The organism is Luteimonas suaedae, from assembly GCF_008312895.1.
GTDB lineage: Bacteria > Pseudomonadota > Gammaproteobacteria > Xanthomonadales > Xanthomonadaceae > Luteimonas > Luteimonas suaedae.
The window spans coordinates 169,689-193,174 of sequence record NZ_VSSP01000002.1 but is presented as its reverse complement, the minus strand read 5'-3'; the positions used below and the strand labels follow the sequence as shown (position 1 = coordinate 193,174).

20 protein-coding genes and 3 tRNA genes are annotated in these 23,486 nt (G+C 69.1%); 16 read left to right on the top strand and 7 right to left on the bottom strand.

The window, feature by feature from the left end; genetic code table 11:
* Nucleotides 1-126: 126 nt before the first annotated feature.
* The 12 genes from FXO19_RS05010 to FXO19_RS04955 all read left to right on the top strand — a co-directional run bounded on the left by FXO19_RS05010 (nt 127) and on the right by FXO19_RS04955 (nt 12,911).
* Entirely contained in the window at nt 127-2,496 is a 2,370-nt protein-coding gene (locus FXO19_RS05010; RefSeq protein WP_149193982.1) for a DNA internalization-related competence protein ComEC/Rec2, read from the top strand.
* A gap of 292 nt (nt 2,497-2,788) precedes the next feature.
* Nucleotides 2,789-3,454 carry a MotA/TolQ/ExbB proton channel family protein gene (locus FXO19_RS05005; RefSeq protein ID WP_187775631.1) on the top strand — a complete coding sequence of 222 codons (666 nt, stop codon included), beginning with the start codon at nt 2,789-2,791 and terminating at the stop codon, nt 3,452-3,454.
* A gap of 5 nt (nt 3,455-3,459) precedes the next feature.
* A complete protein-coding gene (locus FXO19_RS05000; protein WP_149193981.1) occupies nt 3,460-3,897 on the top strand; it encodes an ExbD/TolR family protein in 438 nt (145 codons plus the stop codon).
* Nucleotides 3,898-3,904: 7 nt separating this feature from the next.
* Entirely contained in the window at nt 3,905-5,671 is a 1,767-nt protein-coding gene (gene msbA, locus FXO19_RS04995) for a lipid A export permease/ATP-binding protein MsbA (RefSeq protein ID WP_149193980.1), read from the top strand.
* Nucleotides 5,672-5,780: 109 nt separating this feature from the next.
* A complete protein-coding gene (lpxK, locus tag FXO19_RS04990) occupies nt 5,781-6,779 on the top strand; it encodes a tetraacyldisaccharide 4'-kinase (RefSeq protein ID WP_149193979.1) in 999 nt (332 codons plus the stop codon).
* A 209-nt stretch (nt 6,780-6,988) separates the two neighbouring features.
* On the top strand, nt 6,989-7,765 hold the full coding sequence (gene kdsB / locus FXO19_RS04985; protein ID WP_149193978.1) for a 3-deoxy-manno-octulosonate cytidylyltransferase: 777 nt from the start codon (nt 6,989-6,991) through the stop codon (nt 7,763-7,765).
* 4 nt (nt 7,766-7,769) lie between these two features.
* Nucleotides 7,770-8,258: a low molecular weight protein-tyrosine-phosphatase gene (locus tag FXO19_RS04980; protein WP_149194197.1), complete on the top strand. Its 489-nt coding sequence runs from the start codon at nt 7,770-7,772 to the stop codon at nt 8,256-8,258.
* A gap of 35 nt (nt 8,259-8,293) precedes the next feature.
* On the top strand, nt 8,294-9,718 hold the full coding sequence (locus FXO19_RS04975) for a redoxin domain-containing protein (protein WP_149194196.1): 1,425 nt from the start codon (nt 8,294-8,296) through the stop codon (nt 9,716-9,718).
* 96 nt (nt 9,719-9,814) lie between these two features.
* A complete protein-coding gene (uvrC, locus tag FXO19_RS04970; protein ID WP_149193977.1) occupies nt 9,815-11,680 on the top strand; it encodes an excinuclease ABC subunit UvrC in 1,866 nt (621 codons plus the stop codon).
* A 144-nt stretch (nt 11,681-11,824) separates the two neighbouring features.
* Nucleotides 11,825-12,478: a CDP-diacylglycerol--glycerol-3-phosphate 3-phosphatidyltransferase gene (gene pgsA, locus FXO19_RS04965; protein WP_149193976.1), complete on the top strand. Its 654-nt coding sequence runs from the start codon at nt 11,825-11,827 to the stop codon at nt 12,476-12,478.
* A gap of 199 nt (nt 12,479-12,677) precedes the next feature.
* A tRNA-Gly gene (locus FXO19_RS04960) sits at nt 12,678-12,753 on the top strand.
* Nucleotides 12,754-12,837: 84 nt separating this feature from the next.
* Nucleotides 12,838-12,911 (top strand) — tRNA-Cys (locus FXO19_RS04955).
* 81 nt (nt 12,912-12,992) lie between these two features.
* Here FXO19_RS04955 and FXO19_RS04950 read toward each other — a convergent pair.
* Nucleotides 12,993-13,622 (bottom strand): Rossmann-fold NAD(P)-binding domain-containing protein, encoded by a 630-nt coding sequence (locus FXO19_RS04950; RefSeq protein ID WP_149193975.1) that lies wholly within the window; start codon nt 13,620-13,622, stop codon nt 12,993-12,995.
* Nucleotides 13,623-13,803: 181 nt separating this feature from the next.
* Between FXO19_RS04950 and FXO19_RS04945 the strand changes: the two genes are divergently transcribed.
* From FXO19_RS04945 to FXO19_RS04935, 3 genes are all read left to right on the top strand, one after another.
* Nucleotides 13,804-13,890: transfer RNA gene (locus FXO19_RS04945), tRNA-Leu, on the top strand.
* Between the two features lie 385 nt (nt 13,891-14,275).
* Nucleotides 14,276-14,602 carry a transcriptional regulator gene (locus FXO19_RS04940; RefSeq protein WP_223115430.1) on the top strand — a complete coding sequence of 109 codons (327 nt, stop codon included), beginning with the start codon at nt 14,276-14,278 and terminating at the stop codon, nt 14,600-14,602.
* Nucleotides 14,595-14,903 carry a helix-turn-helix domain-containing protein gene (locus tag FXO19_RS04935; protein ID WP_223115429.1) on the top strand — a complete coding sequence of 103 codons (309 nt, stop codon included), beginning with the start codon at nt 14,595-14,597 and terminating at the stop codon, nt 14,901-14,903. The genes FXO19_RS04940 and FXO19_RS04935 overlap by 8 nt, the downstream gene beginning before the upstream one ends.
* Nucleotides 14,904-15,897: 994 nt before the next feature.
* Here FXO19_RS04935 and FXO19_RS19140 read toward each other — a convergent pair.
* The 6 genes from FXO19_RS19140 to FXO19_RS04905 form a co-directional block, all read right to left on the bottom strand.
* Nucleotides 15,898-16,041, bottom strand: coding sequence for a hypothetical protein (locus FXO19_RS19140; protein WP_187775630.1), 144 nt, complete (start codon nt 16,039-16,041; stop codon nt 15,898-15,900).
* A 152-nt stretch (nt 16,042-16,193) separates the two neighbouring features.
* Nucleotides 16,194-17,798: an alpha,alpha-trehalase TreF gene (treF, locus tag FXO19_RS04925; RefSeq protein WP_149193973.1), complete on the bottom strand. Its 1,605-nt coding sequence runs from the start codon at nt 17,796-17,798 to the stop codon at nt 16,194-16,196.
* The gene (locus tag FXO19_RS04920) at nt 17,779-18,576 is read right to left on the bottom strand and encodes an SDR family NAD(P)-dependent oxidoreductase (RefSeq protein ID WP_149193972.1); all 798 of its coding nucleotides are present in this window, start codon (nt 18,574-18,576) and stop codon (nt 17,779-17,781) included. The genes treF and FXO19_RS04920 overlap by 20 nt, the downstream gene beginning before the upstream one ends.
* Before the next feature lie 349 nt (nt 18,577-18,925).
* On the bottom strand, nt 18,926-19,861 hold the full coding sequence (locus FXO19_RS04915; protein WP_255516299.1) for a lysylphosphatidylglycerol synthase domain-containing protein: 936 nt from the start codon (nt 19,859-19,861) through the stop codon (nt 18,926-18,928).
* Between the two features lie 26 nt (nt 19,862-19,887).
* Complete coding sequence (gene clsB, locus FXO19_RS04910; protein WP_255516298.1) at nt 19,888-21,096, bottom strand: cardiolipin synthase ClsB; 1,209 nt, start codon at nt 21,094-21,096, stop codon at nt 19,888-19,890.
* A 4-nt stretch (nt 21,097-21,100) separates the two neighbouring features.
* Complete coding sequence (locus tag FXO19_RS04905) at nt 21,101-21,874, bottom strand: endonuclease/exonuclease/phosphatase family protein (protein ID WP_149193970.1); 774 nt, start codon at nt 21,872-21,874, stop codon at nt 21,101-21,103.
* Between the two features lie 262 nt (nt 21,875-22,136).
* Between FXO19_RS04905 and FXO19_RS04900 the strand changes: the two genes are divergently transcribed.
* Nucleotides 22,137-23,414: a nucleotide sugar dehydrogenase gene (locus FXO19_RS04900; RefSeq protein WP_149193969.1), complete on the top strand. Its 1,278-nt coding sequence runs from the start codon at nt 22,137-22,139 to the stop codon at nt 23,412-23,414.
* Nucleotides 23,415-23,486 lie beyond the last annotated feature (72 nt).

Below are 23,486 nucleotides of genomic sequence, written 5' to 3'. Positions count from 1 at the left end.
GCGAGAAATGAGGCGGTAACAGACGCGCATGGAACGCCTGCCGGAGCGGTTGCTTGGGGCTCAACCACAGCAGGTTTTGCGGTGTTGAGTCCTCTGGATCGCTGAGCAAGCTACGAGAAGGAGGTCATGGAAGACCGCACTACAGATGCCATTGCAGTCCCGCCGTTCGGCGTCGTGATCGCGTTCGCGCTGCTGTCCGGCGCTACGGCCTGCCTGTACCTGCCGGGGCTGCCGGCCTGGCCGTGGCTGTTGCTTGCCCTCGGCATCGGGATCGCCGGTTGGGGATACGGGCGGCATGCGCGGGTTCCAGGGGCCGCATTAGCGAGCTTCGCGTTGTGCGGCTTGCAGGCCGCATTCGCGCTCTCGGTGCAGTTGCCGCCAGAGCACGAACGTGCGGATTTCGTGGTCGCCGGGCGTGTGGTGCAGTTGCCCGAGCACGAGGAGCGGCGCACGCGGTTCCTGTTCCGCGTCGATCGCGATGCGGGGCAGCCGGCGTTCCTGCGCGGGCGACTGCTGCGGCTGTCGTGGTACGACGGCTGGGAGGGCGAGGATCCGCGCCGGTTCGATATCGCGCCCGGCAGCCGCTGGCGCTTCACCGCGCGGTTGCGTGCGCCGCGAGGGTTGCGCAACCCGGGCTGGTTCGACAGCGAGAAGCATGCGTTGGCGCGGCGGTTGGCGGCGGTGGGCTACGTGCGTGATGCCGATCCGGTCGAGTGGCTGGCGCCGGCGGCCGGGATCGACGCTTGGCGCGACGGGCTCGCCGGCAGGATCGACAGGACGGTCCCCGGCGCCGCGTCGCGCTACGTGCGTGCTCTGGCGCTGGGCGATACGCGCCGGCTCGACGAGCGCGACTGGGAGACGCTGCGCGCGACGGGCCTGACCCATCTGATCGCGATCTCGGGCTTCCATGTGGGCCTGGTGGCAGGCTTCTTCGCGCTGCTGGCGGCGGGCGTGTGGCGGCTGTTGCCGTCGCTGGGCCGGCGCGTTCCACGCCCGCAGGCGGCGGCGTTCGCGGCGTTCGGTGGGGCGCTGTTCTACGCCGCCGTCGCCGGCTGGGCGCTGCCCACGGTACGCACGGTGCTGATGATCGCGGTGGTGGTGGCGGCACGACTGTGGCGACGGCCGCTGCGGGTGGCCGATTCGCTGGCGCTGGCGGCGATCGCGGTGCTACTGGTCGATCCGCTGTCGGTGCTGGCGGCCGGGTTCTGGCTCAGCTTCGCCGGTGTCGCATGGCTGGTGTGGTGCCTGCCGCACACGCGCGAGCAGCCGCTGCTGCGCGGGTTCCTGTCGGCGCAATGGGTGGCGACCCTGGGGTTGCTGCCGTTGACTGCGATCCTGTTCGGGCAGGCCTCGCTGGCCGGGCCGCTGGCCAACCTGGTCGCGATCCCGTGGTGGAGCCTGGTGGTGGTGCCGCTGTCGTTGCTCGGCACCGGACTGGAAGCGCTGCATGCAGGCGCCGGCACCTGGGCCTGGCGCCTGGCGGCGTGGTGCTTCGATCTCAGCTGGCCGCTGTTCGAGTGGCTGGCATCCGGCCGGTTCGCGCTGTGGTGGCTGCCCGAGGCGCGCTGGTATGCACTACCGCTGGCACTGCTGGGCGCGTTCTGGCTGCTGCTCCCGCGCGGCGTGCCCGGCAAGGCGTTGGCGGCATTGCTGTGGCTGCCGCTGCTGTGGCCGGATCGCGAGTTGCCGCGCGAAGGGGAGGCCGAGTTGGTGGTGTTCGATGCCGGGCAGGGGCTGTCGGTGCTGGTGCGCACCGCGCGGCATGCACTGCTGTACGACATGGGACCGGCGGCGCCGGACGGCTACGACGCCGGCGAGCGGGTGGTGGTGCCGGCGCTGCAGGCGCTCGGCGTGCGACGGCTCGATGCCGCCGTGGTCAGCCATGGCGACGGCGACCATGCCGGCGGGCTGGAAGCGGTGCGGCGGCGATTCGGGCCGGCGCGGCTGTTCGCGCCGAACGGTTCCGGGATCGCCGGCGCTGCGCCATGCCTGGCCGGCACGGACTGGGAAGTGGACGGGGTGCGCTTCCGGTTCCTGCATCCGACGCTGCACTTCCCTTATCTGGGCAATGAGGCCAGCTGCGTGTTGCGGATCGAGACGGCGCACGGGTCGGCGTTGCTGACCGGGGATATTGGCGAGGTGATCGAACGCGGATTGTTGCGCGACGACCCCGCCGAGATACGGGCCGAGGTGGTGCTGGTGGCGCACCACGGCAGCGCCAGTTCCTCCGATCCCGGCTTCGTGGCCGCGACGGGCGCGGACTACGCGCTGGTGGCGTCCGGCTACGGCAACCGCTTCGGCCATCCGCAGGAGCGCGTGGTGCGGCGTTGGCAGCAGGCCGGCGCCGAAGTGCTCGACACCGCGCCCGGTGGTGCGCTGCGCGTCGGAATCACGCGCGACGGGGTGACGGCGTCCTCGCGCCGCCGTACGCATCCGCGCCTGTGGGATGCGGCCAGGCGGCAGGAGAGTGCGGTCGGGATACTACCGGGAGATTGAATGCATGGACCCGGACAGGGCTGAGGCTGGGTCATTCGTGGCGCCGGATGCAGTCGCGACTTCCGTCGCTCCCACGGGAAGCAAAGCCGGCCGAATCCTGTGGGAACGACGGAAGTCGCGACAGGTGGCGCGGATCACGGCAGTGATCGGCTCGCCAGGTGGCACCTGAACGGCGCTTCCAGAACAGGAATCCGGATTTCCGTCCCCTGAGCCGCATCGCGCCGGCCGGACCGACGGCTACGCTATCCTATCGGCCGGTTTCGATTCGGCCCGCGGGGCCCGGGGAAGACACGTGCTGGAACTGGTCAAGGCCGGCGGTTGGCCGATGATTCCGCTGCTGTTGATGTCGGCGGCGGGGCTGGCGATCATCGTTGAGCGCGCCTGGGCGCTGCGGCGCAAGGCGGTGTTGCCGCCGGGCCTGGGCGAGGAGGTGCGCGCCTGGGCGGTGCGCGGCCGGCTCGACCCGACCCATATCGATTCGCTGCGCAATACCTCGCCGCTGGGGGCGCTGCTGGCCGCGGCGCTGGACACCCGCAACCGCCCGCGCGAGGAGATCCGCGAGCGGGTCGAGGACATCGGCCGCCATATCACCCATCGCATGGAGCGCTACCTGAACGCGCTCGGCACGATCGCCGCGGCCGGCCCGCTGCTGGGCCTGTTCGGCACCGTGGTCGGCATGATCCAGATGTTCCTCGGGGTGATGGATTACGGCGTCGGCGACGTGAACCAGCTCGCTGGTGGCATCGGCAAGGCGCTGGTGTGCGCGGCCACCGGCATGATCGTGGCGGTGCCGGCGTTGATGTTTCACCGCCATTTTCGCGCCCGCATCGACGGCTACATCGTGGCGATGGAGCACGAGGCGATCCAGCTGATGGACGTGATCGATCCGCGCGCGCGGCGCGTGGCGGCGTCGGTGCCGCCGCTGGCCCCCGGCGACGCCGTGCCGGTGCAGGGCTGACCCGCGTGCGCATCCGCGACCGTCGCGCCGAGGATTCGCCCGAGATCAATCTCGTGCCGCTGATCGACGTGATCCTGGTGCTGATCATCTTCTTCGTGATCACCACCACTTTCGACGCGCGCTCGGTGCTCAAGCTCGAACTGCCGCACGCGAACGCCGATCAGGCGGAGCAGCAGACCAGGTCGCTGAGCGTGCTGGTCAACGCCGACGGCCGCTACTTCGTCGACGACCGTGAAGCGCTGCGCACCGATGTCGAATCGCTCAAACGCACCATCGCCGAAGTCGCGGGCGACGATCGCGAACGGCCGGTGCTGCTGCGCGCCGACGCGCGCACGCCGCACCAGGCGGTGGTGACGGCGATGGACGCGCTGGGCCAGCTCGGCTTCCGCCAGATCTCCATCGCCACCGCCCCGGAGGCGTCCGCGGTCGCGGGCGCGCAGTGACCGGTTGATGGCCGAGCCGACGCAAGCGCAAGCCGCCTGGCCGATCTACCGGCGTTTGCTGGGCTATGCCATGCGCTACTGGCCGCTGCTGGCGGTGGCATTGGTGGGCATGATCATCGAGGCCTCGGCCGGCGCCGCCTTCGTGCAGCTGATGGATCCGCTGGTCAACGACGGCTTCGTCGATCCGCAGCCGTCCGCGGCGGTGCTGCTGCCGCTGGCGATCGTGGCGCTGTTCATGCTGCGCGGCGTCGCCACCTTCGCCACCGACTACGGCATGGCCCGTGCCGGCCGCAGCGTGGTGCGCGACCTGCGCGACCAGGTGCTGGGCAAGTACCTGCGCCTGCCGAGCGCGCGCTTCGACCGCGAATCGGTACCGGCGATGGTCAGCCGTCTCAACTTCGACACCGAGCAGGTCGCGCAGGCCAGCGCCGATGCGCTGAAGGTCCTCGTCGCCGACGGCCTGACCATCACCTTCCTGCTGGTGATCATGTTCATGACCAGCGTCAAGGTGACCCTGGCGATGGTGATCGTGGCGCCGCTGATCGGGCTGCTGGTGTGGTTCGTGGGCAAGCGCTACCGCCGCATCAGCGGCGGCATCCAGACCGGCATGGGCGATCTGGCGCAGAGTGCGGAGCAGTCGCTGGCCGCACAGCAGGACGTCAAGGTCTACGGCGCGCAGGCGTTCGAGCGGTCGCGCTATGCGGGCCTGACCAACCGCGTGCTGCGCCTCAACATGAAGGTCGAGGCGACCCGCGCCACGGCCTCGGCGCTGGTGCAGATCCTGGCGGCGATCGCGCTGGCGGCGATCGTCTGGGTGGCCACGCGCGAGGCCCTGGTGGGGCAGCTCAATCCCGGCGAGTTCGTCAAGCTGATGACCGCGATGATGGGCATCATTCCCTCGCTGCGACGGATCACCAACGTGCAGAGCGTGATCGGCCGCGGCGTGGCCGCCGCGGAAAGACTGTTCGCGGTGATCGATGACGAGGAGGAGCGCGACACCGGCAAGGTCCCGCTGCAGCGCGCACGCGGCGAACTGGTGTTCGACCGCGTCGGCCTGCGTTATGCCAGGGACGAGGACAGCGACGGCATGGCGCTGCAGGACATCAGCTTCAGCGCGCGTCCGGGCACCGTGACTGCGATCGTCGGCCGCTCCGGCAGCGGCAAGACCAGCCTGGTGCGGCTGGTGCCGCGCTTCTACCAGCCCAGCAGCGGCACCATCACCCTCGACGGCGTGCCGCTCGACGACTACCGCCTGGCCGACCTGCGGCGCCAGATCGCCCTGGTCGGGCAGCGGGTGATGCTGTTCGACGACAGCGCCGCCGCCAACATCGCCTATGCCGCCGATGCCGATCCGGAGGCGCTGCGCCGCGCCGCCGAGGACGCCAACGCCTGGGAGTTCATCGAGCGCCTGCCGCAGGGCATGGACACGCCGATCGGCGAGAACGGCGCGCTGCTCTCGGGCGGGCAGCGCCAGCGCCTGGCGATCGCGCGCGCGATCCTGCGCGATGCGCCGATCCTGATCCTCGACGAGGCCACCGCCGCGCTCGACACCGAATCCGAGCGCCTGGTGCAGGACGCGCTCAACCGGCTGATGCCCGAGCGCACCACGCTGGTGATCGCGCACCGGCTCTCGACCATCGAGCACGCCGACCAGGTGCTGGTGCTGGACCACGGCCGCCTGGTGGAGCAGGGCACGCACGCCGAACTGCTGGCGCAGGGTGGCCTGTACGCCCATCTGCACAAGATGCAGTTCCGCGAGCCGCAGGGCACGTGAGCGGGATCGACATGCCGCTGCGCTACCTCGCGATGCGGCGGGTCGCGCGTCGTCCCGGCACGCGACCGGTGCCGGCGTGCCGGCGCGGCCCGACCCCGGATACCGGCGCATGAACCGCAAGCGCTTGCAGCCCCCTGGGTACTGGTTCGACGGCAGCCGGCCGCCGCTGCCGGCAAGGCTGCTCGCGGAGGCCTACGCCGGTGCGGTGGCCTCGCGCAAATGGCTGTACGACAAGGGCCTGCTGCGGCGCGGCGGCGTCGACCGGCCGGTGATCGTGGTAGGCAACCTGATCGCCGGCGGCAGCGGCAAAACGCCGGTCGTCATCGCGCTGGTGGAGCGGCTGCGCGCGGCGGGGCGTACGCCGGGCGTCGCCAGCCGCGGTTACGGCCGCGCGCAGGCGGAGGATGTGCTGTGGGTCGATCCGGATACCGATCCGCGGCGCGGCGGCGACGAACCGGTGCTGATCGCCCGGCGCACCGGTGCGAAGGTGCGCGTGGATCGCGATCGCCTGGCCGCGGCGCGTGCCCTGGTCGGCGCGGGCTGCGACGTGGTGGTCTGCGACGACGGTCTGCAGCACTACCGGCTGCGGCGCGATCTCGAGATCGAGGTGATCGACGGCCGCCGCCGCTACGGCAACGGCCTGCTGCTGCCGGCCGGTCCCTTGCGCGAACCGGCCGGGCGCGGCGGCGATTGCCAGTTCCGTGTCGTCAACCTCGGCGCCGACGAGGTCGGAGACGCCGGTTTCGGGGAATGGCCGATGCGGCTGCGGGTCGACCACGCGCAGCCGCTGCAGGGTGGCCGGCCGTGCCCGCTTCGGACTTTTTCCGGGCAACGCGTGCATGCGGTGGCCGGCATCGGCGATCCGGAGCGCTTCTTCGCCACCCTGCGCGAACACGGCATCGCGGTGGTGCCGCACGCGTTCGCCGATCACCACCGCTACGTCGCCGACGACCTGCGCTTCGGCAGCGACCTGCCGGTGCTGATGACCGAAAAGGACGCGGTGAAATGCCAGCCGTTCGCCGGCGAACGCCATTTCAGCGTGCCGGCGACCGCCGAACTGCCGGAAGCGTTCTGGATCGCGCTGCTCGACCGGCTGTCGCACCCGTAGGAGCGCGCCATGCGCGCGATGCCGCGGGCATTTCGCCGCTCCGCGAATTCCGGTGACCGGTGCGCCTGCCGGTCTGGAGTCGCGGCATCCGCCGGATCCTGCCGGCACCCGCGGTATCGCGCGCATGGCGCGCTCCTACGGGAGGAGGCGTCGCGCCGGGGAAGGGCTTCATCGTGATGCCCCGTCGCTGCCATGCGAGAATCTGGGCCATGCCCGCACCCGTCGATTTCATCGTCGCCATTCCCGCGCGCCACGCCGCCGCCCGCCTGCCGGGCAAGCCGCTGCGCCTGCTGGCCGGCGAACCGCTGGTGCTGCACGTGGCGCGGCGCGCGCTCGCCGCGGGCGCGCGTGAGGTCTGGGTGGCGACCGACGACGAGCGCGTGGTGCAGGCGCTGTCCGGCACGGCGGTGCGTACGGCGATGACGTCTTCCGCGCATCCGTCCGGCACCGACCGCCTGGCCGAGTGCGCCGACATCGCCGGTTGGGACGACGCGACCCTCGTGGTCAACCTGCAGGGCGACGAGCCGTTCGCGCCCGCCGCGGGCATCCGCGCGGTGGCCGACGTGCTGGCCGCGTCCGGTGCGCCGATGAGCACGCTGGCCGCACCGATCGACGACGTCGACACGCTGTTCGATCCCAACGCGGTGAAACTGGTTCGCGCCGGCAACGGCGACGCGCTGTACTTCAGCCGCGCACCGGTGCCGTGGCCGCGCGACGCCTTCGCTGCCGATCGCAGCCGTTTGCCGGAGGAGGGCCCCTGGCTGCGGCATATCGGCATCTACGGCTATCGCGCCGGCTTCCTGCGCAGCTTCGCGGCGTTGCCGCCGGGGCGGCTGGAGCGGATCGAGGCGCTGGAGCAGCTGCGCGCGCTGGAGGCCGGGCATCGCATCGCGGTGGCGCTGACCCCGGAGCCGTTCCCGCCCGGCGTCGATACCGTCGAGGACCTGGCGCGGGCCGAATCACGGATGGCACCGGCGCATGGCTGAGCCGCTGCAGCTGCTGCTGGTCTGCCTGGGCAACATCTGCCGTTCGCCGATGGCCGAGGGCGCCCTGCGCATGCGCCTGGACGAAGCGGGGCTGCGGCACGTCGTCGTCGATTCCGCCGGGACCGGCGACTGGCACGCGGGTGATCCACCGGACCGGCGCGCGATCGCCACCGCCGCGCGCCACGGCGTCGACATCTCCGGCCTGCGCGCGCGGCAGCTGCAACCCGCCGACTACACCCGCTTCGACTGGCTGCTGTGCGCCGACCTGCAGAACCTGCGCGACGTGCGCGCGTGGCGCCCGGCCGCCGCCTCGGCCCGCATCGAGCTGTTCACGCGCTGGGCGGGCGTCGAGGACGCTGGCGACGGCGCCATTCCCGATCCCTATACCGGCGGGCACGACGAGTTCGAGCATGTCTGGTCGGTGGTGGACGCGGCCGCCGCCGCGGCCGTACGCAGGCTGCAGGCCGGATTCGAACCCACGGCCGGGGATTGACGCATAATCCGGCGACGCGGACGTTGGCCGACAGGATGGATGCGCAGATCGCCCCCGAGTTCCCGAGTTCACTGGACTGGTTGAACCTGACCGAGCCGCTGCGCATGGCGCAGCTGCGCGGCAAGGTCTGCGCGCTCGCCTTCGTCAACGCCGGCTCGGCTTGGTCGAGCCAGCGCCTGAACGACCTGGCACATCTACACGCGCGCCACGGCGAACGCTTGAACGTGGTCGCCGTGCACGTGCCCAAGTTCGAGCACGAGCGCGATCCGCGCCGGGTGGCCAAGCGCCTGCGCCGGCAGAAGATCGACTTCCCGATCGCCCACGATCCGGATTGGACGCTGTGGCAGCACTACGGCATCGAGGCCTGGCCGACGGTGGTGCTGATCGACGGCGAGGGAAAGATCCGCGAGCGCGTGGTCGGCGATGGGCCGGTGCGCGAGCTCGACGCCCGCGTCGGTGAGCTCGCCGCAGGGCTGGTGCCGCAGTCGCGCAGCGTGCGGCCGATCGAGCTGCGCCGCAGCGGCGAGCCGGCGCTGCCGCTGCGGTTCCCGGTCGGTCTGGCGCTGTCAGGCAACTATCTGTATGTCGCCGACAGCAACCATCACCGCATCCTCGAGTGCGACCAGAGCGGGCGCGTGCTGCGCCAGTTCGGCAGCGGCGGCCCCGGCTTCATCGACGGGCCGATGGAGCTGGCCGCGTTCAACCGGCCCCAGGGCATCGCCGTGGAGCGCGACCTGCTGTACGTCGCCGACGGCGGCAACCACGCGGTGCGCCGGATCCAGCTGCGCACCGGCGACATCGACACCGTGTTCGGCGCCGGCCGCCGCGGCACTGCCGCCGATGGCACGGTGACCGATGCGCGCGCGGTGGTGATGGACCAGCCGCGCGCGGTGGCACTGTCCGGCGGCAGGCTGTTCGTCGCCAGCAGCGGCGACAACCGCATCTGGAGTTACGACCTCGGCAACCACGAACTGCGCTGCCTGGCGGGCTCGGGCGCGCTGGAGGTCGCCGACGGCCAGGGCGCCGAGGCGGCCTTCGCCGAGCCGGTGGCGCTGGCCGCGGTGCAGCAGGTGGTCTACGTATGCGACGCGGCCGGCTCGGCAGTGCGCAACGTCAACATCCGCACCGGCCAGGTGCAGACGCTGCTCGGCCAGGGTCCGTGGGAGTTCGGCGATGCCGACGGCAAGCGGGTCTCCGCGCGCCTGCAGCAACCGCAGGCGATCGCGCTGGATCCCGACGCGCCGCGGCTGTGGATCGCCGACAGCGGCAACGACAGCCTGCGCTGCCTGCGGCTGGGCGGCGGCGAGGTGACCAGCTTCGAACTGCCGCGCCCGCTGCATGGGCCGTCGGGACTGGCGGTCGCGGGCGGGGTGGTCTGGATCGCGGACACCGATGCCCATGCGGTGCTGCGCCTGGAGATCGCGACCGGCGACCTGCACCACGTCCCGATCGGCGAATGATGCGGTGGCGTGGCGCCCGGACGGGCGGCCGGGTGCCGGTCCTGGCCCCGGCCGCGTTGAATTGCACGCGGCCCGCCCGCATCTCCGATGCCTGCCATGCCATCGCATCCTGACTCCGGCGCTCCGCCACCGCCATCGCCACCGCAGGTCTTCGACGGCAAGGCCTTCGTCGCCAGCCTGAGCACCGCGCCCGGGGTGTATCGCATGCTCGCCGCCGACGGCGGCGTGCTGTACGTGGGCAAGGCGGCCTCGCTGCGCAAACGCGTGGCGAATTACTTCAGCGCCTCTCCCAAGCCGACCCGGATCATGGCGATGCTGGCGCAGGTGGCGTCGATGGAGGTGACGGTCACCCGCACCGAGGTCGAGGCGCTGCTGCTCGAAAACCAGCTGATCAAGTCGCTCAAGCCGCGCTACAACGTGATGCTGCGCGACGACAAGAGCTATCCCTACGTGCTGCTGACGCAGGAGGACTGGCCGCGGCTGGCCTTCCACCGCGGCGCACGCGGCATCCCGGGCCGCTACTTCGGGCCGTACCCCAGCGCCAGCACGGTGCGCGAGACGCTCAACGTGATGCACAAGCTGTTCCGCCTGCGCAGCTGCGAGGACAGCGTGTTCCGCAACCGCTCGCGCCCCTGCCTGCAGTACCAGATCGGCCGCTGCAGCGCGCCCTGCGTCGGGTTGGTATCCGCGCCGGACTATGCCGAATCCGTGCGCCGGGTGGCGCTGTTCTTGGACGGGCGCAGCGACGAGCTCACCGACGAGCTCAACACCGCGATGGAGCGCGCCAGCGAGCGCCTGGACTTCGAGCAGGCCGCGCGCTTGCGCGACCTGGTCGCCTCGATCCGCGGGCTGCAGGCGCGCCAGTACGTCGACGGCCGCGTCGCCGACCTCGACGTGCTTGCCTGCGCCATGCAGGGCACCGCCGCCTGCGTGCTGCTGCTGGCGTTCCGCGACGGCCGCAATCTCGGCACCCGGGCGTTCTTCCCCAAGACCAGCGGCAGCGAGGATCCGGCCGAGGTGCTGTCGGCGTTCGTGTCGCAGTACTACGCCGAACAGCCGCCGCCACGCGAGATCGTCCTCGATCGCGTGATCGAGGATGTCGAACTGCTGCAGCAGGCGTTCTCGGAGGCGACCGGGCGGCGGGTGCAGATCAAGGGCAGCGTGCGTGGCGAGCGCGCCGGGTATGTCGACCTGGCGCGGCGCAATGCCGGCGCCGCCCTGGTCAGCCGGCTCGACAGCCAGTCGGCGCAGTCGTTGCGGCTGGAGGCGCTGCGCGAGCTGCTGGACCTGGCCGAGCCGCCCCAGCGCATCGAGTGTTTCGACATCAGCCACACCATGGGCGAGGCCACGGTCGCCTCCTGCGTGGTGTTCGGCGCCGAGGGTGCGGTGCGCAGCCAGTACCGGCGCTACAACATCGCCGGCATCGCCCCGGGCGACGATTACGCGGCGATGCGGCAGGCGCTGACGCGTCGCTTCCGGCGCGCGGTGGAAGCGGAGGGGGTGCTGCCCGATGTGTTGCTGATCGACGGCGGAGCGGGGCAGGTGGCCCAGGCGCGGGAAGTGCTGGAAGAACTCGGCATCGGCAGCGTGACCCTGGTGGGCGTGGCCAAGGGCGAGGCCCGCCGCGCCGGCCACGAGGCGCTGCTGCTGCCCGACGGCCGCGAACTGCGGCCGGGGCCGGACGCGCCCGGGCTGCAACTGGTGCAGCAGGTGCGCGACGAGGCGCACCGCTTCGCCATCACCGGCCATCGCGGACGCCGGCAGAAGGCGCGGACCGTCAGCCGCCTGGAGGATATCGCCGGGATCGGCCCACGCCGCCGTGCCAGCCTGCTGCGGCATTTCGGCGGCCTGGCCGGGCTGAAGGCGGCCGGGGCCGAGCAGATCGCGCAGGTCGAGGGCATCAACGCGGCGCTGGCGCGACGCATCTACGCCAACCTGCACGGGTTGGATGCCGAAGGCTGACGTGACCGCCTTCGCATCGCGTGCACCGTCCTGCAGCTGCATACGCCGACACCGTAGAATGGCCTCGCCGCTGCGGCGCGCTGCTCGCCCGTTCGCGGGAGGGAAGGTGACGCCGGCGGTCGTGAACGCCATGAGCCCGCCTGGATGAAGCTGACCATTCCCACCTGGCTGACGCTGCTGCGGATCCTGATGATCCCGCTGCTGGTGCTGGTGTTCTATCTGCCGTTCGGCTGGACCAACTTCGCCGCTGCGGCGGTGTTCGGCCTGGCGGCCATCACCGATTGGCTGGACGGTTGGATCGCGCGGCGCTACCACCAGTACTCGGCGTTCGGCGCCTTTCTCGACCCGGTCGCCGACAAGCTGATGGTCGCGGTGGCGCTGTTCCTGATCGTCCAGGCCCACCCGACGCCGTGGATGGCGTTCTGGGCGGCGGTGATCGTCGGCCGCGAGATCGCGGTTTCGGCGCTGCGCGAATGGATGGCCGAACTCGGCCAGCGCGCCACCGTGCGCGTGGCCAGCATCGGCAAGTTCAAGACCGTCGTGCAGATGCTGGCGCTGCTGTTCCTGCTGTACTCGGTGACCCCGCAACGGCCGCGCGGGGCCATGCCCTGGCTGGGCGAGCCGATCTTCCATCTCGGCGACTGGCTGCTGGCTGCCGCGGCGATGCTGACGCTGTGGTCGGGTCTGCAGTACCTGCGCGCGGCCTGGCCGGTCCTGCGCGACGGCGAGGGCCATGGCATGGACCACCCGTCCGCGAGGGATCGTGCCGATTCAAGTGCCGGCAGCCGCGACGAGTAGCGAGAACGGACTGGTCGTCCCGCCGCGGCCGCGAAAACGGGTCGGCAACGGCCGGATTCAGGGGCTTGACGCGGATGACGCGCTCGCGCCGGCAGCCGGATCGGCGCCGGAGTCCCCGGCATGGCGCCGCCGTTCCTGACCGGCGGATGGACACAAAAGTTGACACGCCGCCGGCGGACGGTAAAATTCCGCCTCCTCTGCGGGAATAGCTCAGTTGGTAGAGCACGACCTTGCCAAGGTCGGGGTCGCGAGTTCGAGTCTCGTTTCCCGCTCCAGGTTTTCACGACAGAACCCCGCTTGCGGGGTTTTGTTTTGTCGGGAGCCCGTCGGGTTTTCCGATAGACTTGTGTCGAGTCACCGGCCTGGTGGCAGAGTGGTCATGCAGCGGCCTGCAAAGCCGTGTACGCCGGTTCGATTCCGACCCAGGCCTCCATCGCAACACCCGGAAAGGCTCGCCTGAGGCGGGCCTTTCCGCTATGCGGCGGCGGTCGGCGAGCGATTCGCCGCAAGCGGCTCAGGCCAGCCGTTCCGACCCCACCACGTGCCGTCCCGGGCGCGGGTCGACCACCGCATCGAGCAACGCCGCGGCGACGTTGGCGGCGGGATTGATGCGGTAGCGGCGCGGCAGCACTGGCGCCAGCACGCGCAGCAATGCCGAGGCGGCGCGCTCGCCGGCGCGGAACTCGGCGCGATCGCCGCCGATCAGTCCCGGCCTGACGAAGGTCAGCGACACGAATCCGACATCCGCCAGTGCCCGTTCCAGTTCGCCCTTGGTGCGGCTGTACAGGATGCGCGCGTCCGCGTCCGCGCCCAGCGCCGAATTCAGGGCGAAGGCCCGGGCGCCATGGCGATGCGCGATCCGGGCGACGGCGAGCGGATAGTCGAGATCGACCCGGCGGAAGGCCTGATCGGACCCGGCCTTGGCGCGGGTCGTGCCGAGCGTGCAGACCACCGCGTCCGCGGCCCACCAGTCGGCATCCTCCGGCAGATGCTCGAAGTCGACCACGGGATTGACCAGCCTGGCGTGCGCCTCGAGCGGCCGCCGGGTCGGCGCCGTCACCCGCTCGATGCGCGGGTGGGCCAGCGCCTGCGACAGCACGTGTCCGCCGACCAGTCCCGTCGCCCCCACGTGCAGCAGCTTCATCGGTCTTTCCTCGCAGGGCCAGACTGCAGTATCCGGCATCGGTGTCCGCCGCCGCGCGATGACTTCGGTAGGCAGCCCCTTTACCGGGGAACATTCACCGGCTCGTTGGCTCCGGCTCCGCCAGCGTGCCGGTGACGCGAGGGTTCCATGCACGAGGCGTCTCAGGCACGCTAACGCACCGGCCCGGGTGGCGAAACTGGTAGACGCAAGGGACTTAAAATCCCTCGGCCGAAAGGCCATGTCGGTTCGATTCCGACCCCGGGCACCAAACACATCTTCCTGATGCACGTTCGTGAGTTCCGGCTGCCGGCGGCGCACATACGAGCGGCAGCTCTATCGAAACCAGCACAAGATCCCATTCCATACGTTCATCACCGTAGAGAGAGCGTAGTGGCTCAGTTCACGACTTGCTCAAGGTTTTCCATCGCTGGGTGGCATCCGTTGCCGGTGTGAGTTGAGGCAGCCAGTCGGTCGATGGCATGCGGCGCATGCAGAGGAAATCCGACGGGTAATTTGTCCCGCATCCGTTCAGGTTCAGGCCACGAAAGCCCTGCATGAGGGGCGGGCACGGGCTGGGAGCCGTGCTCACGAGAAACAGATTCAGGGGCGTACAAGGGTTTTAAAATGTACGGCAATGCCGTATAGTCTACGTCATGCAGATGCTGACGGTCATCGAATCGCCTTTGTTTTCAAGGGATTGGCCGGACTACTGGACCGAGGGAGAACACGATGAGTTCGTGACCTTCATCGCCGGAAATCCTGATCAAGGCGAGGTGGTCCCAGGATCTGGCGGTTGCCGCAAGGTGCGGTGGTCGCGCTCAGGGATGGGCAAGCGAGGTGGTGTGCGGGTGATCTACACGACGCGCCTTGCAAGCGGCGCCCTTGTAGTGTTGATCATCTACGGGAAGGGCGCCCAAGAGAACATTCCGGCGCATGTATTGCGTCAGATTGCGGAGGAATTAGGCCATGCCAATGAATGAGAACAAGTTGCGCGAACGTGACGCCAAGCGCGATCTTGGCGCCGAACTGCTGGAATCGATCCGCCGCGTCAAGAGTGGTGACGTTGGCCGCGTCAATATGGTGCCTGTGTCGATTGCCCTCGAGGCCAGGCAGCGCCTGGGAATGTCGCAGGCACAGTTTGCCGAGGTGCTGGACGTTTCCAAGCGGACGCTTCAGGACTGGGAACAGAACAGGCGGCAACCGTCTGGCGCAGCCAAGACGCTACTCAAGATAGCCGCCGTCAGGCCGGATGCGATCCACGAAGCGCTTGCCGCGCAGTAATAAAGAAAAAGCCCCTTTCCGGAGGGGCTTTTCTTATGAGCTACGCAGTGGTTATTGAAGGAACTGATCTTCGGCGCGGCTCATTGCCGAATCGGCACACGGCAGGATCACCGCACTTCGGACACCTGTCGCCACGGCCACTGACTTCCTGTTCCGCAAACGAATCGCTAGGCCGGCCATGCGCTATGGGGTCTTGATTCTCTTGCAGGCATCGCAGCGCTTCGCCGGGTCCGGTTGGTATGGCTGCCCTTCGATAGGCGTGCGCGCGCCGATTCCCGCCGTTACCGGGTCATTTGTCGGCTGGACCGTTTGGGCCGCGTATCTGCCTGAATCTTCGATTTCTCTTGCAGGGACTGGACCAGCGTTATCCTCGTCTCTCCGATCAAACGTCAACGTCTTGCCGAATACGAGTTGCATCCAAGTGGGATAGGTGTATGCCGTCCCCTTGTTGTGATCGACGATAGCGCCGATAGCTCCGCCGATGATGATGTTCCCCCACATCCCCGCATTGGTCCGAGAGATTGCGCGAGCCGTGGCTGGCGGAAGACCTTCTAACGTACAGGTAATATCCAAGTCCTTGCTCGACCTGCGCACCTGTAGTGTTTCACCAGACCTTCCCCGAATGCTGGACTTGTCGTTTGTGACAGAACAATCGGCCCCTGAAAGAAGCCGGCCATCCTCCGTCTTCGTCTCGACTCTCACAGGATGCGTGGAGTCGTTCATCACTGTCGCGCAGCCGCTCAGCGCCGCCAGGCAGATGCCTGCCCCAATATTGTCTTCATATCTCCCCCTGTTGTCGGATCAGGCCGGCCTCGTCAAATTCTCCCGCGCCTTCAATACGCCGGACAGTGATACTCGAGGCCACCTACGGGTACCCGCCACCTACCATGTCAAGGTAGTGCCCTCATACGATCCGATCTGGCGTATACGACTTTGCAGGCCTCGATCGGCCTGCAAAGCCAAAGTCTTACATCAATACTCGCCAAACAATCATTCAGCGCTTGCCCTTTTTTCTGTCGGGCGCCTGCGACATCGCCGATGCTGCGGCCCGCTTTGCATCGGTCGGCGTGCCTGTACCGCGGAGCACCTTCGAGGCCGACGTCGCGGCTTTCTTGCCGGTCTTCTCGTTCTTGGCCATCTCTCTACTCTGAAATGCCGGCGGTCGCCGGCGCGCCGAGATTGCGCCCGATCGGTAGCTTGTTCAAGGCCCCTTTTCACATGCGGCCTCGCACCCGCTTTGATTGGCTCCCTTGAGGGCTCCTCGAGCCTCCCGGCTTTGCCGGGGGATACTTACTCTGTGCCCAGGCTAGCCACCTCGGGATGGGCGCCGTCGCGCAGCAGCCGCCCCGTCACGCCGTTGGTCCAGCCGAACCCGTCCTGCAGCGGGTATTCGCCGCCGCCGCCGCCGTGCGCGCCTTCGGGCGGCAGTTGCAGCGCGTACTTCTCGACGAGCTTGCGCTCGCGTCGGAAGTGGCTGGACACGGTGGTCAGCCAGCGCCGGCGGATCTCGCGCGACAGCAGGCCTTCGCCGGAATCGGCCAGGCCGCAGATCGTCATCCATTGCAGCGGCGCCCAGCCGTTGGGCTGGTCCCATTGCTCGCCGCTCACACGTTCGCTGGTCCCGACCCCGCCGTCCTCCAGCAATCGCGAGCGAACGGCTTCGGCCACGCGCTGCGCCTGCGACCGGCTGGCAATGCCCACGAACAGCGGCGTTGCCGTGGACGCGAACAGGCGTTCGCGCTGGCAGCCGTGCCGGCAGTCGTAGTCGAGATAGGCGCCGGCGGCTTCGCTCCACAACCAGCGGTCGATCGCCTGGCGGCGCGCATAGGCACGGCGGCTGAATTCGATGGCCGACGCGTCGTCGCCGCTGGCTGCCGCGAGCTGTGAGATCTGCGCTTCCAGCTTGTGCAGGAAGCTGTTGAGGTCCACCGGCAGGATCGAGGTGGTGCGGATGGTGGGCAGCCCACCGTCGTCGTCGCACCAGCGCGAGCTGAAATCCCAGCCCGAAGCGGCGCCGGCGCGCAGTTCGCGATAGACCTCGTGCACCGGGCGCCGGCCCTGCGCGGCGGTGCCGACGTCCTCCCGATACGACTCCTCGCGCGGGGTGTCGCGGTCGTCCCAGTAGCGGTTGAGCAGGGCGCCGTCGTCCATGCGCACGCAGTGGCGGTGCATCTCGTTGCGGCGCAGTTCGTCGGCACCCTGCATCCAGAACGCGTACTCCTTGCGCAGCCGCGGCAGGTAGCGCAAGGCCTGGCAGATGCCGTGCGCCTCGAACAGTTCGGTCATCAGCGCGAACACCGGCGGCTGCGAGCGGCTCAGGTAGTAGCTGCGGTTGCCGTTAGGCACGTGGCCGTAGGTGTCGATCAGGTAGGCGAAGTTGTCGGCCATCGAGCGCATCAGGTCGAGCCGGCCGCTGCCGGCCAGGCCGAGCATGGCGAAATAGGAGTCCCAGTAGTACATCTCGCCGAAGCGCCCGCCCGGCACCACGTACGGATTGGGCAGCGGCAGCAGCGAGGAACGCACCGGGTGCTCCCGCGGCTGTCGGGTCAGCACGTCCCACAGGTAGTCGATGTGCTCGGCCAGCGTGCGTTCCGGATCGGAGACATAGCGGCTGGTGGGCGGGTGCTCGGGCCGGAAATGCGCGTGCACGAACGCGGCGAGGTCGAAACCGGGCGCCGATTTCCGCGCGCGGTAGGCGTCGAGGATGTCTTCCGGATCCTGCAGCGGCGCGCAGTCGACGAAGATCTTGCTGTCGGGGAACACCCGCCCGGACTGCACCGCGACGAACAGTTCCTGGTACCGGTCCGCGGGCGTCAGGGTGTCGGGCTGCGCGACCGTCGCCACCTTGGCGGCGTTGCGCTCGATGTCGCGCGACTCAGTCGGTTTGCTGCTCATCGCTCCGGACGCGCTTTTCGGTGTAGTCCCACAGCAGCCCGCCATCGACGTAGACGGTGCTGCCGGTGATGTAGTCGGCGTCGGCCGAGGCCAGGAACGCCACCGCGCCGGCGACGTCGCGCGGGGTTCCGAGCCGCTTGAGCGGAATATTGGCCAGCAGCGGTTCCAGCAGTTCCGGATCGTCGAGCAGGGGTGCGTTGATCGGCGTGCGGATCGCGCCGGGCGCCACGTTGTTGACGGTGATGCCCAGCGGCGCCAGTTCCACCGCCAGGTTGCGCATCAGCATCTTGATTCCGCCCTTACTGGCGCTGTAGCTGGTGAAGTTGGGGAACGGCAGCTGCTCGTGCACCGAGCTGATGTTGATGATGCGGCCGCCGCGGCCGCTGTCGCCCAGGTGCCGCACGAAGGCCTGCGCGGCGAAGAACGCACCCTTGAGGTTGATGTCCAGCACGCGGTCGTAGTCGGCCTCGGTGACTTCGCTGAACGTCGCGCGGTGCTCGACGCCGGCATTGTTGACCAGGATGTCGATGCGGCCCATCCGGCGCGCGCCCTCGGCCACCATCGCCCGCACCGCATCGACGCGGGCGACGTCGGCGGCGAGCACGCAGCCCTCGCTGCCGGCATCGTGCACCAGCGCCAGCGTCCGTTGCGAATCGGCATCGTCGTGCAGGTCGGCCACGATCACCTTCGCGCCTTCCTGCGCGAAGCGCTCCGCGATCCCGCGGCCGATCCCTTGCCCGGCGCCGGTGATCAGCGCCACCTTGTCTCGGAGCCGCATCGCGTTCTCCCCGGTTAACGTGGCGATCCTAGTGAACGGGGTGTCAAGGCGATGCGAGCAGCCGCAGGGCTGCGAGCCACTCGCAAAACAGGTTCACTCACTCACGGACGCTGCAGAACAAGCGGCGCAGCCCGTCGTTGCTCCTGGGCAGTTCCCAGTCGCGGTCCCGTGGACGCCCGGCAAATGAGAAGGCCCAGTGCCGGGGATGAAACACCCGGCGACTGAGCCTTCTACCGGAGCTTCGCCTTCGGACCTCAGCCCGTCGGCTAATCCCCGGCAGGGTGAAAAGTAGCGCATCGGGTGTGAGAGCACGGTCAACGCAGCCTTCGTCTCGAAGTTCGTCTCGAAGTCAGTCCCCGCCGGAGCGGCCGCCGCGCTGCAGGCCCCGGGTTTCCAGGCCCAGATAGGTCAGGATCGCCAGCAGCAGCGGCGCAATGTAGTAGATCGCACGGTAGACCAGCAGCGCCGCGATCAGCTGCGGTTGTTCGGCGTGGTTGCCGAGCAGGGTGAAGAACGCTGCTTCCAGCGCGCCCAGACCGGCGGGAATGTGGACGAGTGCGGCGAACACCGCGCCCGCCAGCAACGCGCCCAGTACCACGGGATAGGCTATTTCGCGGCCGAGCAGCACGAACAGGATCGTGGCGATCGTCAGCCAGTTGAGCGACGACAGCGCCAGCTGCAGCAGGGCCAGCGTAGGCGATGGCAACCGGTACTCGTGTCCGCGGATGCGCAGGACCCGTCCGCGCAGCCCTGCGCAGGCCAGCAGATAGGCCACGACCAGTGCCAGTGCCGCGACGCCCGCGGCGCTCAGGTACCACGCGCGCAGGCTCGCGACGCCCGCCAGTGGTTCCGGAGCCAACACCAGCAGCAGTCCGGCGAGCGCGACATAGCCGAGCCAGTTGGCGACGATGCTGAAGGCGACGATGCGGGTGATGACGCCGGCACCGATCCCCGCGCGCAGGTACATGCGGAAGCGGAAGCCGACACCGCCGATGAGCGCGCCGAGATTGAGATTGAACGCATAGCTGACGAACGCCGCCGTCAGCACACGCGGCGTGGACAACGCGTGCCCGGCATAGCGGCGCGCCGCGAGATCGTAGCCGCAATACAGCAGGTAGCTCGCGACGGCCAGCCCCGCGGCCAACCACAGCTGCGTGGCCGGATAACCTTTCAGCGCCTCGCCCACGCTCGGCCAGTCGACCGAACCGGCATAGCGGAACAACGCCACGGCGACCACTGCGAGCAATACGAACGTGAAGGCCTTGGCCAGACGGCGGCGGAGCACTCCGCGCGGCTTCGTATCGGCCTGGCTCACGGGTCTTGCTTCTCATCGGTCGCGACCAGCACGACCTTGGGCGTGTGCGCCGGCAGCAGGCCCGCCCAGGTCGGGAACCGCCGTTGCGCGTGGTAGAAGATCGGCGCGACCAACGTGCGCCAGAAGCTGCGCCTGGGCAGCGCCCGCGCCTCGATCCGACGGCAGTCGCGCTGCCGCAGTCCGTCGAGCTTCCGGCGCAGCTGCTGGTTGAACGCCCGGTCGCGAATGAAGACGTTTGCCTCCAGGTTGAACGACAGGCTCAGCGGGTCGAGATTGCTGGAACCGATGGTGCTCCAGTCGTCGTCGATCAGTGCGACCTTGCCGTGGAACGGCCGCCGGCAATATTCGTAGATGGTGACGCCGGCGGCGACCAGGTCGGGATACAGCATGCGTGCGGCCAGCTGCGCGAACGGCATGTCCGGCTCGCCCTGGCCGATCAGCGATACCTTGACGCCGCGCCGGGCGGCATCCACCAACGCGCGCATGAATCCGTAGCCGGGAAAGAAATACGCGTTGGCGATGACGATCTCGCGCCGCGCCGCACGGATCGCCGCGCGGTATTCGTGCTCGATTGCGGTGGAGTGGCGACCGTTGTCGCGCACCAGGAACAGCGCCCGGGCGTCTCCCGGCATGGCCGCCGTGAGTTCGACTTCGGGATGGCTCCACGAGTGGCCATTGTCGTTGGCGTGCATCGCCGTGGAGACGAAGTTGCGGATATCGGCCACGACCGGGCCTTCGACCTCGAGCGCGTAGTCCTGCTTGGAGAGCGGGCCGGCGTCCTCCAGGTGATCGCATCCGTAGTTGATGCCGCCGACGAAGGCGCGTTCGCCGTCGACGACCAGCAGTTTCCTGTGCAGCCGGCGGAAGACGTTCAGGCGCATGCCGAACAGGGTCGGGCGCGGATCGAATATCCGGAACTTCACGCCTGCCGCCGTCAGCCCCGACAGAAAGTCTTCCGACAGGTCGTACGACCCATATCCGTCGACGGTCATTTCGACCCTCACCCCGCGCCGGCTTGCATCGATGATGCGCCGGCGCAGTTCGTTGCCGACCTTGTCCTCGAACAGGATGAAGGTCTCGAGCAGGATCTCGTGGCGGGCCTCCGCGATTGCCGCGAACGCGCGCGGGAAGAAGGCCTCGCCGTTCTCGAGGAGTTCGACGCGGTTGCCCGGACGCCAGAGCCGATCGCTCGCGGTCATGCGCATGGCGTCAGTTCCATTGCGGTTCCGGTGCTTCCAGGCAGACGCTGGCGGCGAGCGTGGCATGGTCGGACAGGTGCGACCAGGGCGGCGTCGACAGCACCGCGGCCTCGAGCACGCGCACATTGCGCACGTAGATCCGGTCCAGCGGCAGCAGCGGCCAGCGCGCCGGAAACGTGCATGCGAGGCGGCCGTGGGTTTCCAGGTGCGCCTCGCGCAGGCCGCAGCGCTCGAGCAGGGGATGGCCGCGGCGGCGCCAGTCGTTGAAGTCGCCGGCGACGATCAGCGGCGCATCCTCCGGGATCTCGGCCGAGACCATGGCGCACAGCAGGTCCAGCTGCTCGCGGCGATGGGAGTCGCGCAGCCCCAGATGGGCGCAGATCGCGTGGATCGAGATCCCGGATCCGGGCAGGTCGAGCACGCAATGCAGCAGCCCGCGGCTTTCGGCGCCGGCGATCGACACGTCGCGGTTGACGTGGCTCAGGATCGGGAACTTGGACAGCAACGCATTGCCGTGATGGCCATGCGGATACACGCTGTTGCGCCCGTAGGCGAACTGTGGCCAGAGCTCGTCGGCGAGGAACTCGTAGTGCGGAACCTCCGGCCAGTGCGCATGTTTCCTGGCGTGGTGGGCGTGCGCGCCCTGGACCTCCTGCAGGAAGACGATGTCCGCAGACACGGTGCGGATCGCCTGCCGCAGTTCGGGCAGGACGAAACGGCGCCGGCCGGCGCTGAACCCCATGTGGATGTTGGCGGTGAGCAGGTTGAGGTCGAGATCTGGCATGGCGATGGCGGATGCGTGTCACTTGCAGACCGCCGGTCGGGCGGCTGCAGCGCCGACCTTATGGGCTGTCCTCAGAACCCGACGTGAAATCTCCCGGCCCGCGTCCGCTTGCATGCCTGCGCACCGCGGGCGCTCGTCGCAGATCGCCACCGGGTTTGACTTCGGCCATCGGAGGTTGTCGAATGCCCGGCTCCGGCTGCCGATCGTTCCGACCGCGCGGCACGACGCACGCGGTACGAAGCGGTACGAACCCGAGGCCAGCATGCTCGATCCTGACAATGTGAGAATCGGCATCATCGGCCTGGGTTATGTCGGCCTGCCGCTGGCGGTCGCGTTCGGCGGCAGGCACGACACGATCGGTTTCGACATCGATGCCGGGCGTGTGGTCGAGCTGCGCGGCGGCCACGACCGCACCCGTGAGCTCGACGCCGCGGAGCTGGCGGCACCGACGCGGTTGCGCTACAGCGCCGATCCGGAGGACCTGCGCGACCGCAACGTCCATATCGTCACCGTGCCGACGCCGATCGACGCGCTGCAGCGCCCAGACCTGCGGCCGCTGCAGCAGGCGAGCGAACTGCTGGCCGGGCTGGTGTCGCGCGGCGACCTGGTGATCTTCGAGTCGACCGTCTATCCAGGCACCACCGAGGAAATCTGCGTGCCGATCCTGGAGCGCGGCTCCGGATTGAAGTTCAACGTCGATTTCTTCTGTGGCTACAGTCCCGAGCGCATCAATCCCGGCGACCGCAACCGGCGGCTGGCCGACATTCCCAAGGTCACCTCCGGCTCCACGCCGGAGACGGCGGAGGCGGTCGACGCGCTGTACGCCGGCATCATCGCCGCCGGCACCCACCGCGCACCGTCGATCCGCGTGGCCGAGGCCGCCAAGGTGGTCGAGAACATCCAGCGCGACGTCAACATCGGCCTGATCAACGAGCTGGCGATGATGTTCGACCGGCTCGGCATCGATACCCTCGACGTACTCGAGGCGGCGGGCACCAAGTGGAACTTCCTGCCGTTCCGTCCCGGCCTGGTCGGCGGCCATTGCATCGGCGTCGATCCTTATTACCTCACCCACAAGTCGGAGTCGGTCGGCTACCACCCGGAACTGATCCTCGCCGCGCGGGCGATCAACAATCGGGTCGGTGCGCACGTGGCGCTGCGCGTGGCCGGACTGCTCGGCGAACGCGGCGTACCGGTGGCCGGCGCGCGCGTGCTGGTGCTGGGGCTCACGTTCAAGGAAAACTGCCCGGACCTGCGCAACAGCCGCGTGCTGGACGTGGTGGAGGGATTGCAGACCGCCGGTGCGCAGGTCGAGGTGTACGACCCCTGGGCCGACCCGGACGAGGCGCAGCGCACGTGCGGCCTGCGACCGCTGGCGGCGCCGGAGACCGGCACCTACGACGCGGTGGTGCTGGCGGTGGCACATGCCGAGTTCCGCGACATGTCCGCCGATGCGATCCGCGCACTGGGCAAGCCGGGCGCGGTGATCTACGACATCAAGGCGGCCTGGCCGCGTGGCGTAGTGACGGATCGGCTCTAGTGCGCCGGTGAATCTTTGTGGGAGTTGAAAAGCGCGTCGCCAGGACGAGCAAAACACCATGCCGGCGGGCGC

Bases quoted from the DNA above. Each gene is read 5' to 3' on its own strand.
- FXO19_RS04950 (WP_149193975.1), bottom strand. From the start codon at position 13,622: ATGAAGCTGCTGCACGTGGGGGCGACGGGACTGGTCGGCGGACACGTG.
- kdsB (WP_149193978.1), top strand. From the start codon at position 6,989: ATGCCCGCACCCGTCGATTTCATCGTCGCCATTCCCGCGCGCCACGCC.
- pgsA (WP_149193976.1), top strand. From the start codon at position 11,825: ATGAAGCTGACCATTCCCACCTGGCTGACGCTGCTGCGGATCCTGATG.
- msbA (WP_149193980.1), top strand. From the start codon at position 3,905: ATGGCCGAGCCGACGCAAGCGCAAGCCGCCTGGCCGATCTACCGGCGT.
- FXO19_RS19140 (WP_187775630.1), bottom strand. From the start codon at position 16,041: ATGGCCAAGAACGAGAAGACCGGCAAGAAAGCCGCGACGTCGGCCTCG.
- FXO19_RS04920 (WP_149193972.1), bottom strand. From the start codon at position 18,576: ATGCGGCTCCGAGACAAGGTGGCGCTGATCACCGGCGCCGGGCAAGGG.
- FXO19_RS04940 (WP_223115430.1), top strand. From the start codon at position 14,276: ATGCAGATGCTGACGGTCATCGAATCGCCTTTGTTTTCAAGGGATTGG.
- FXO19_RS04905 (WP_149193970.1), bottom strand. From the start codon at position 21,874: ATGCCAGATCTCGACCTCAACCTGCTCACCGCCAACATCCACATGGGG.
- uvrC (WP_149193977.1), top strand. From the start codon at position 9,815: ATGCCATCGCATCCTGACTCCGGCGCTCCGCCACCGCCATCGCCACCG.
- clsB (WP_255516298.1), bottom strand. From the start codon at position 21,096: ATGCGCATGACCGCGAGCGATCGGCTCTGGCGTCCGGGCAACCGCGTC.
- lpxK (WP_149193979.1), top strand. From the start codon at position 5,781: ATGAACCGCAAGCGCTTGCAGCCCCCTGGGTACTGGTTCGACGGCAGC.
- treF (WP_149193973.1), bottom strand. From the start codon at position 17,798: ATGAGCAGCAAACCGACTGAGTCGCGCGACATCGAGCGCAACGCCGCC.
- FXO19_RS04975 (WP_149194196.1), top strand. From the start codon at position 8,294: ATGGATGCGCAGATCGCCCCCGAGTTCCCGAGTTCACTGGACTGGTTG.
- FXO19_RS04935 (WP_223115429.1), top strand. From the start codon at position 14,595: ATGAATGAGAACAAGTTGCGCGAACGTGACGCCAAGCGCGATCTTGGC.
- FXO19_RS04900 (WP_149193969.1), top strand. From the start codon at position 22,137: ATGCTCGATCCTGACAATGTGAGAATCGGCATCATCGGCCTGGGTTAT.
- FXO19_RS05010 (WP_149193982.1), top strand. From the start codon at position 127: ATGGAAGACCGCACTACAGATGCCATTGCAGTCCCGCCGTTCGGCGTC.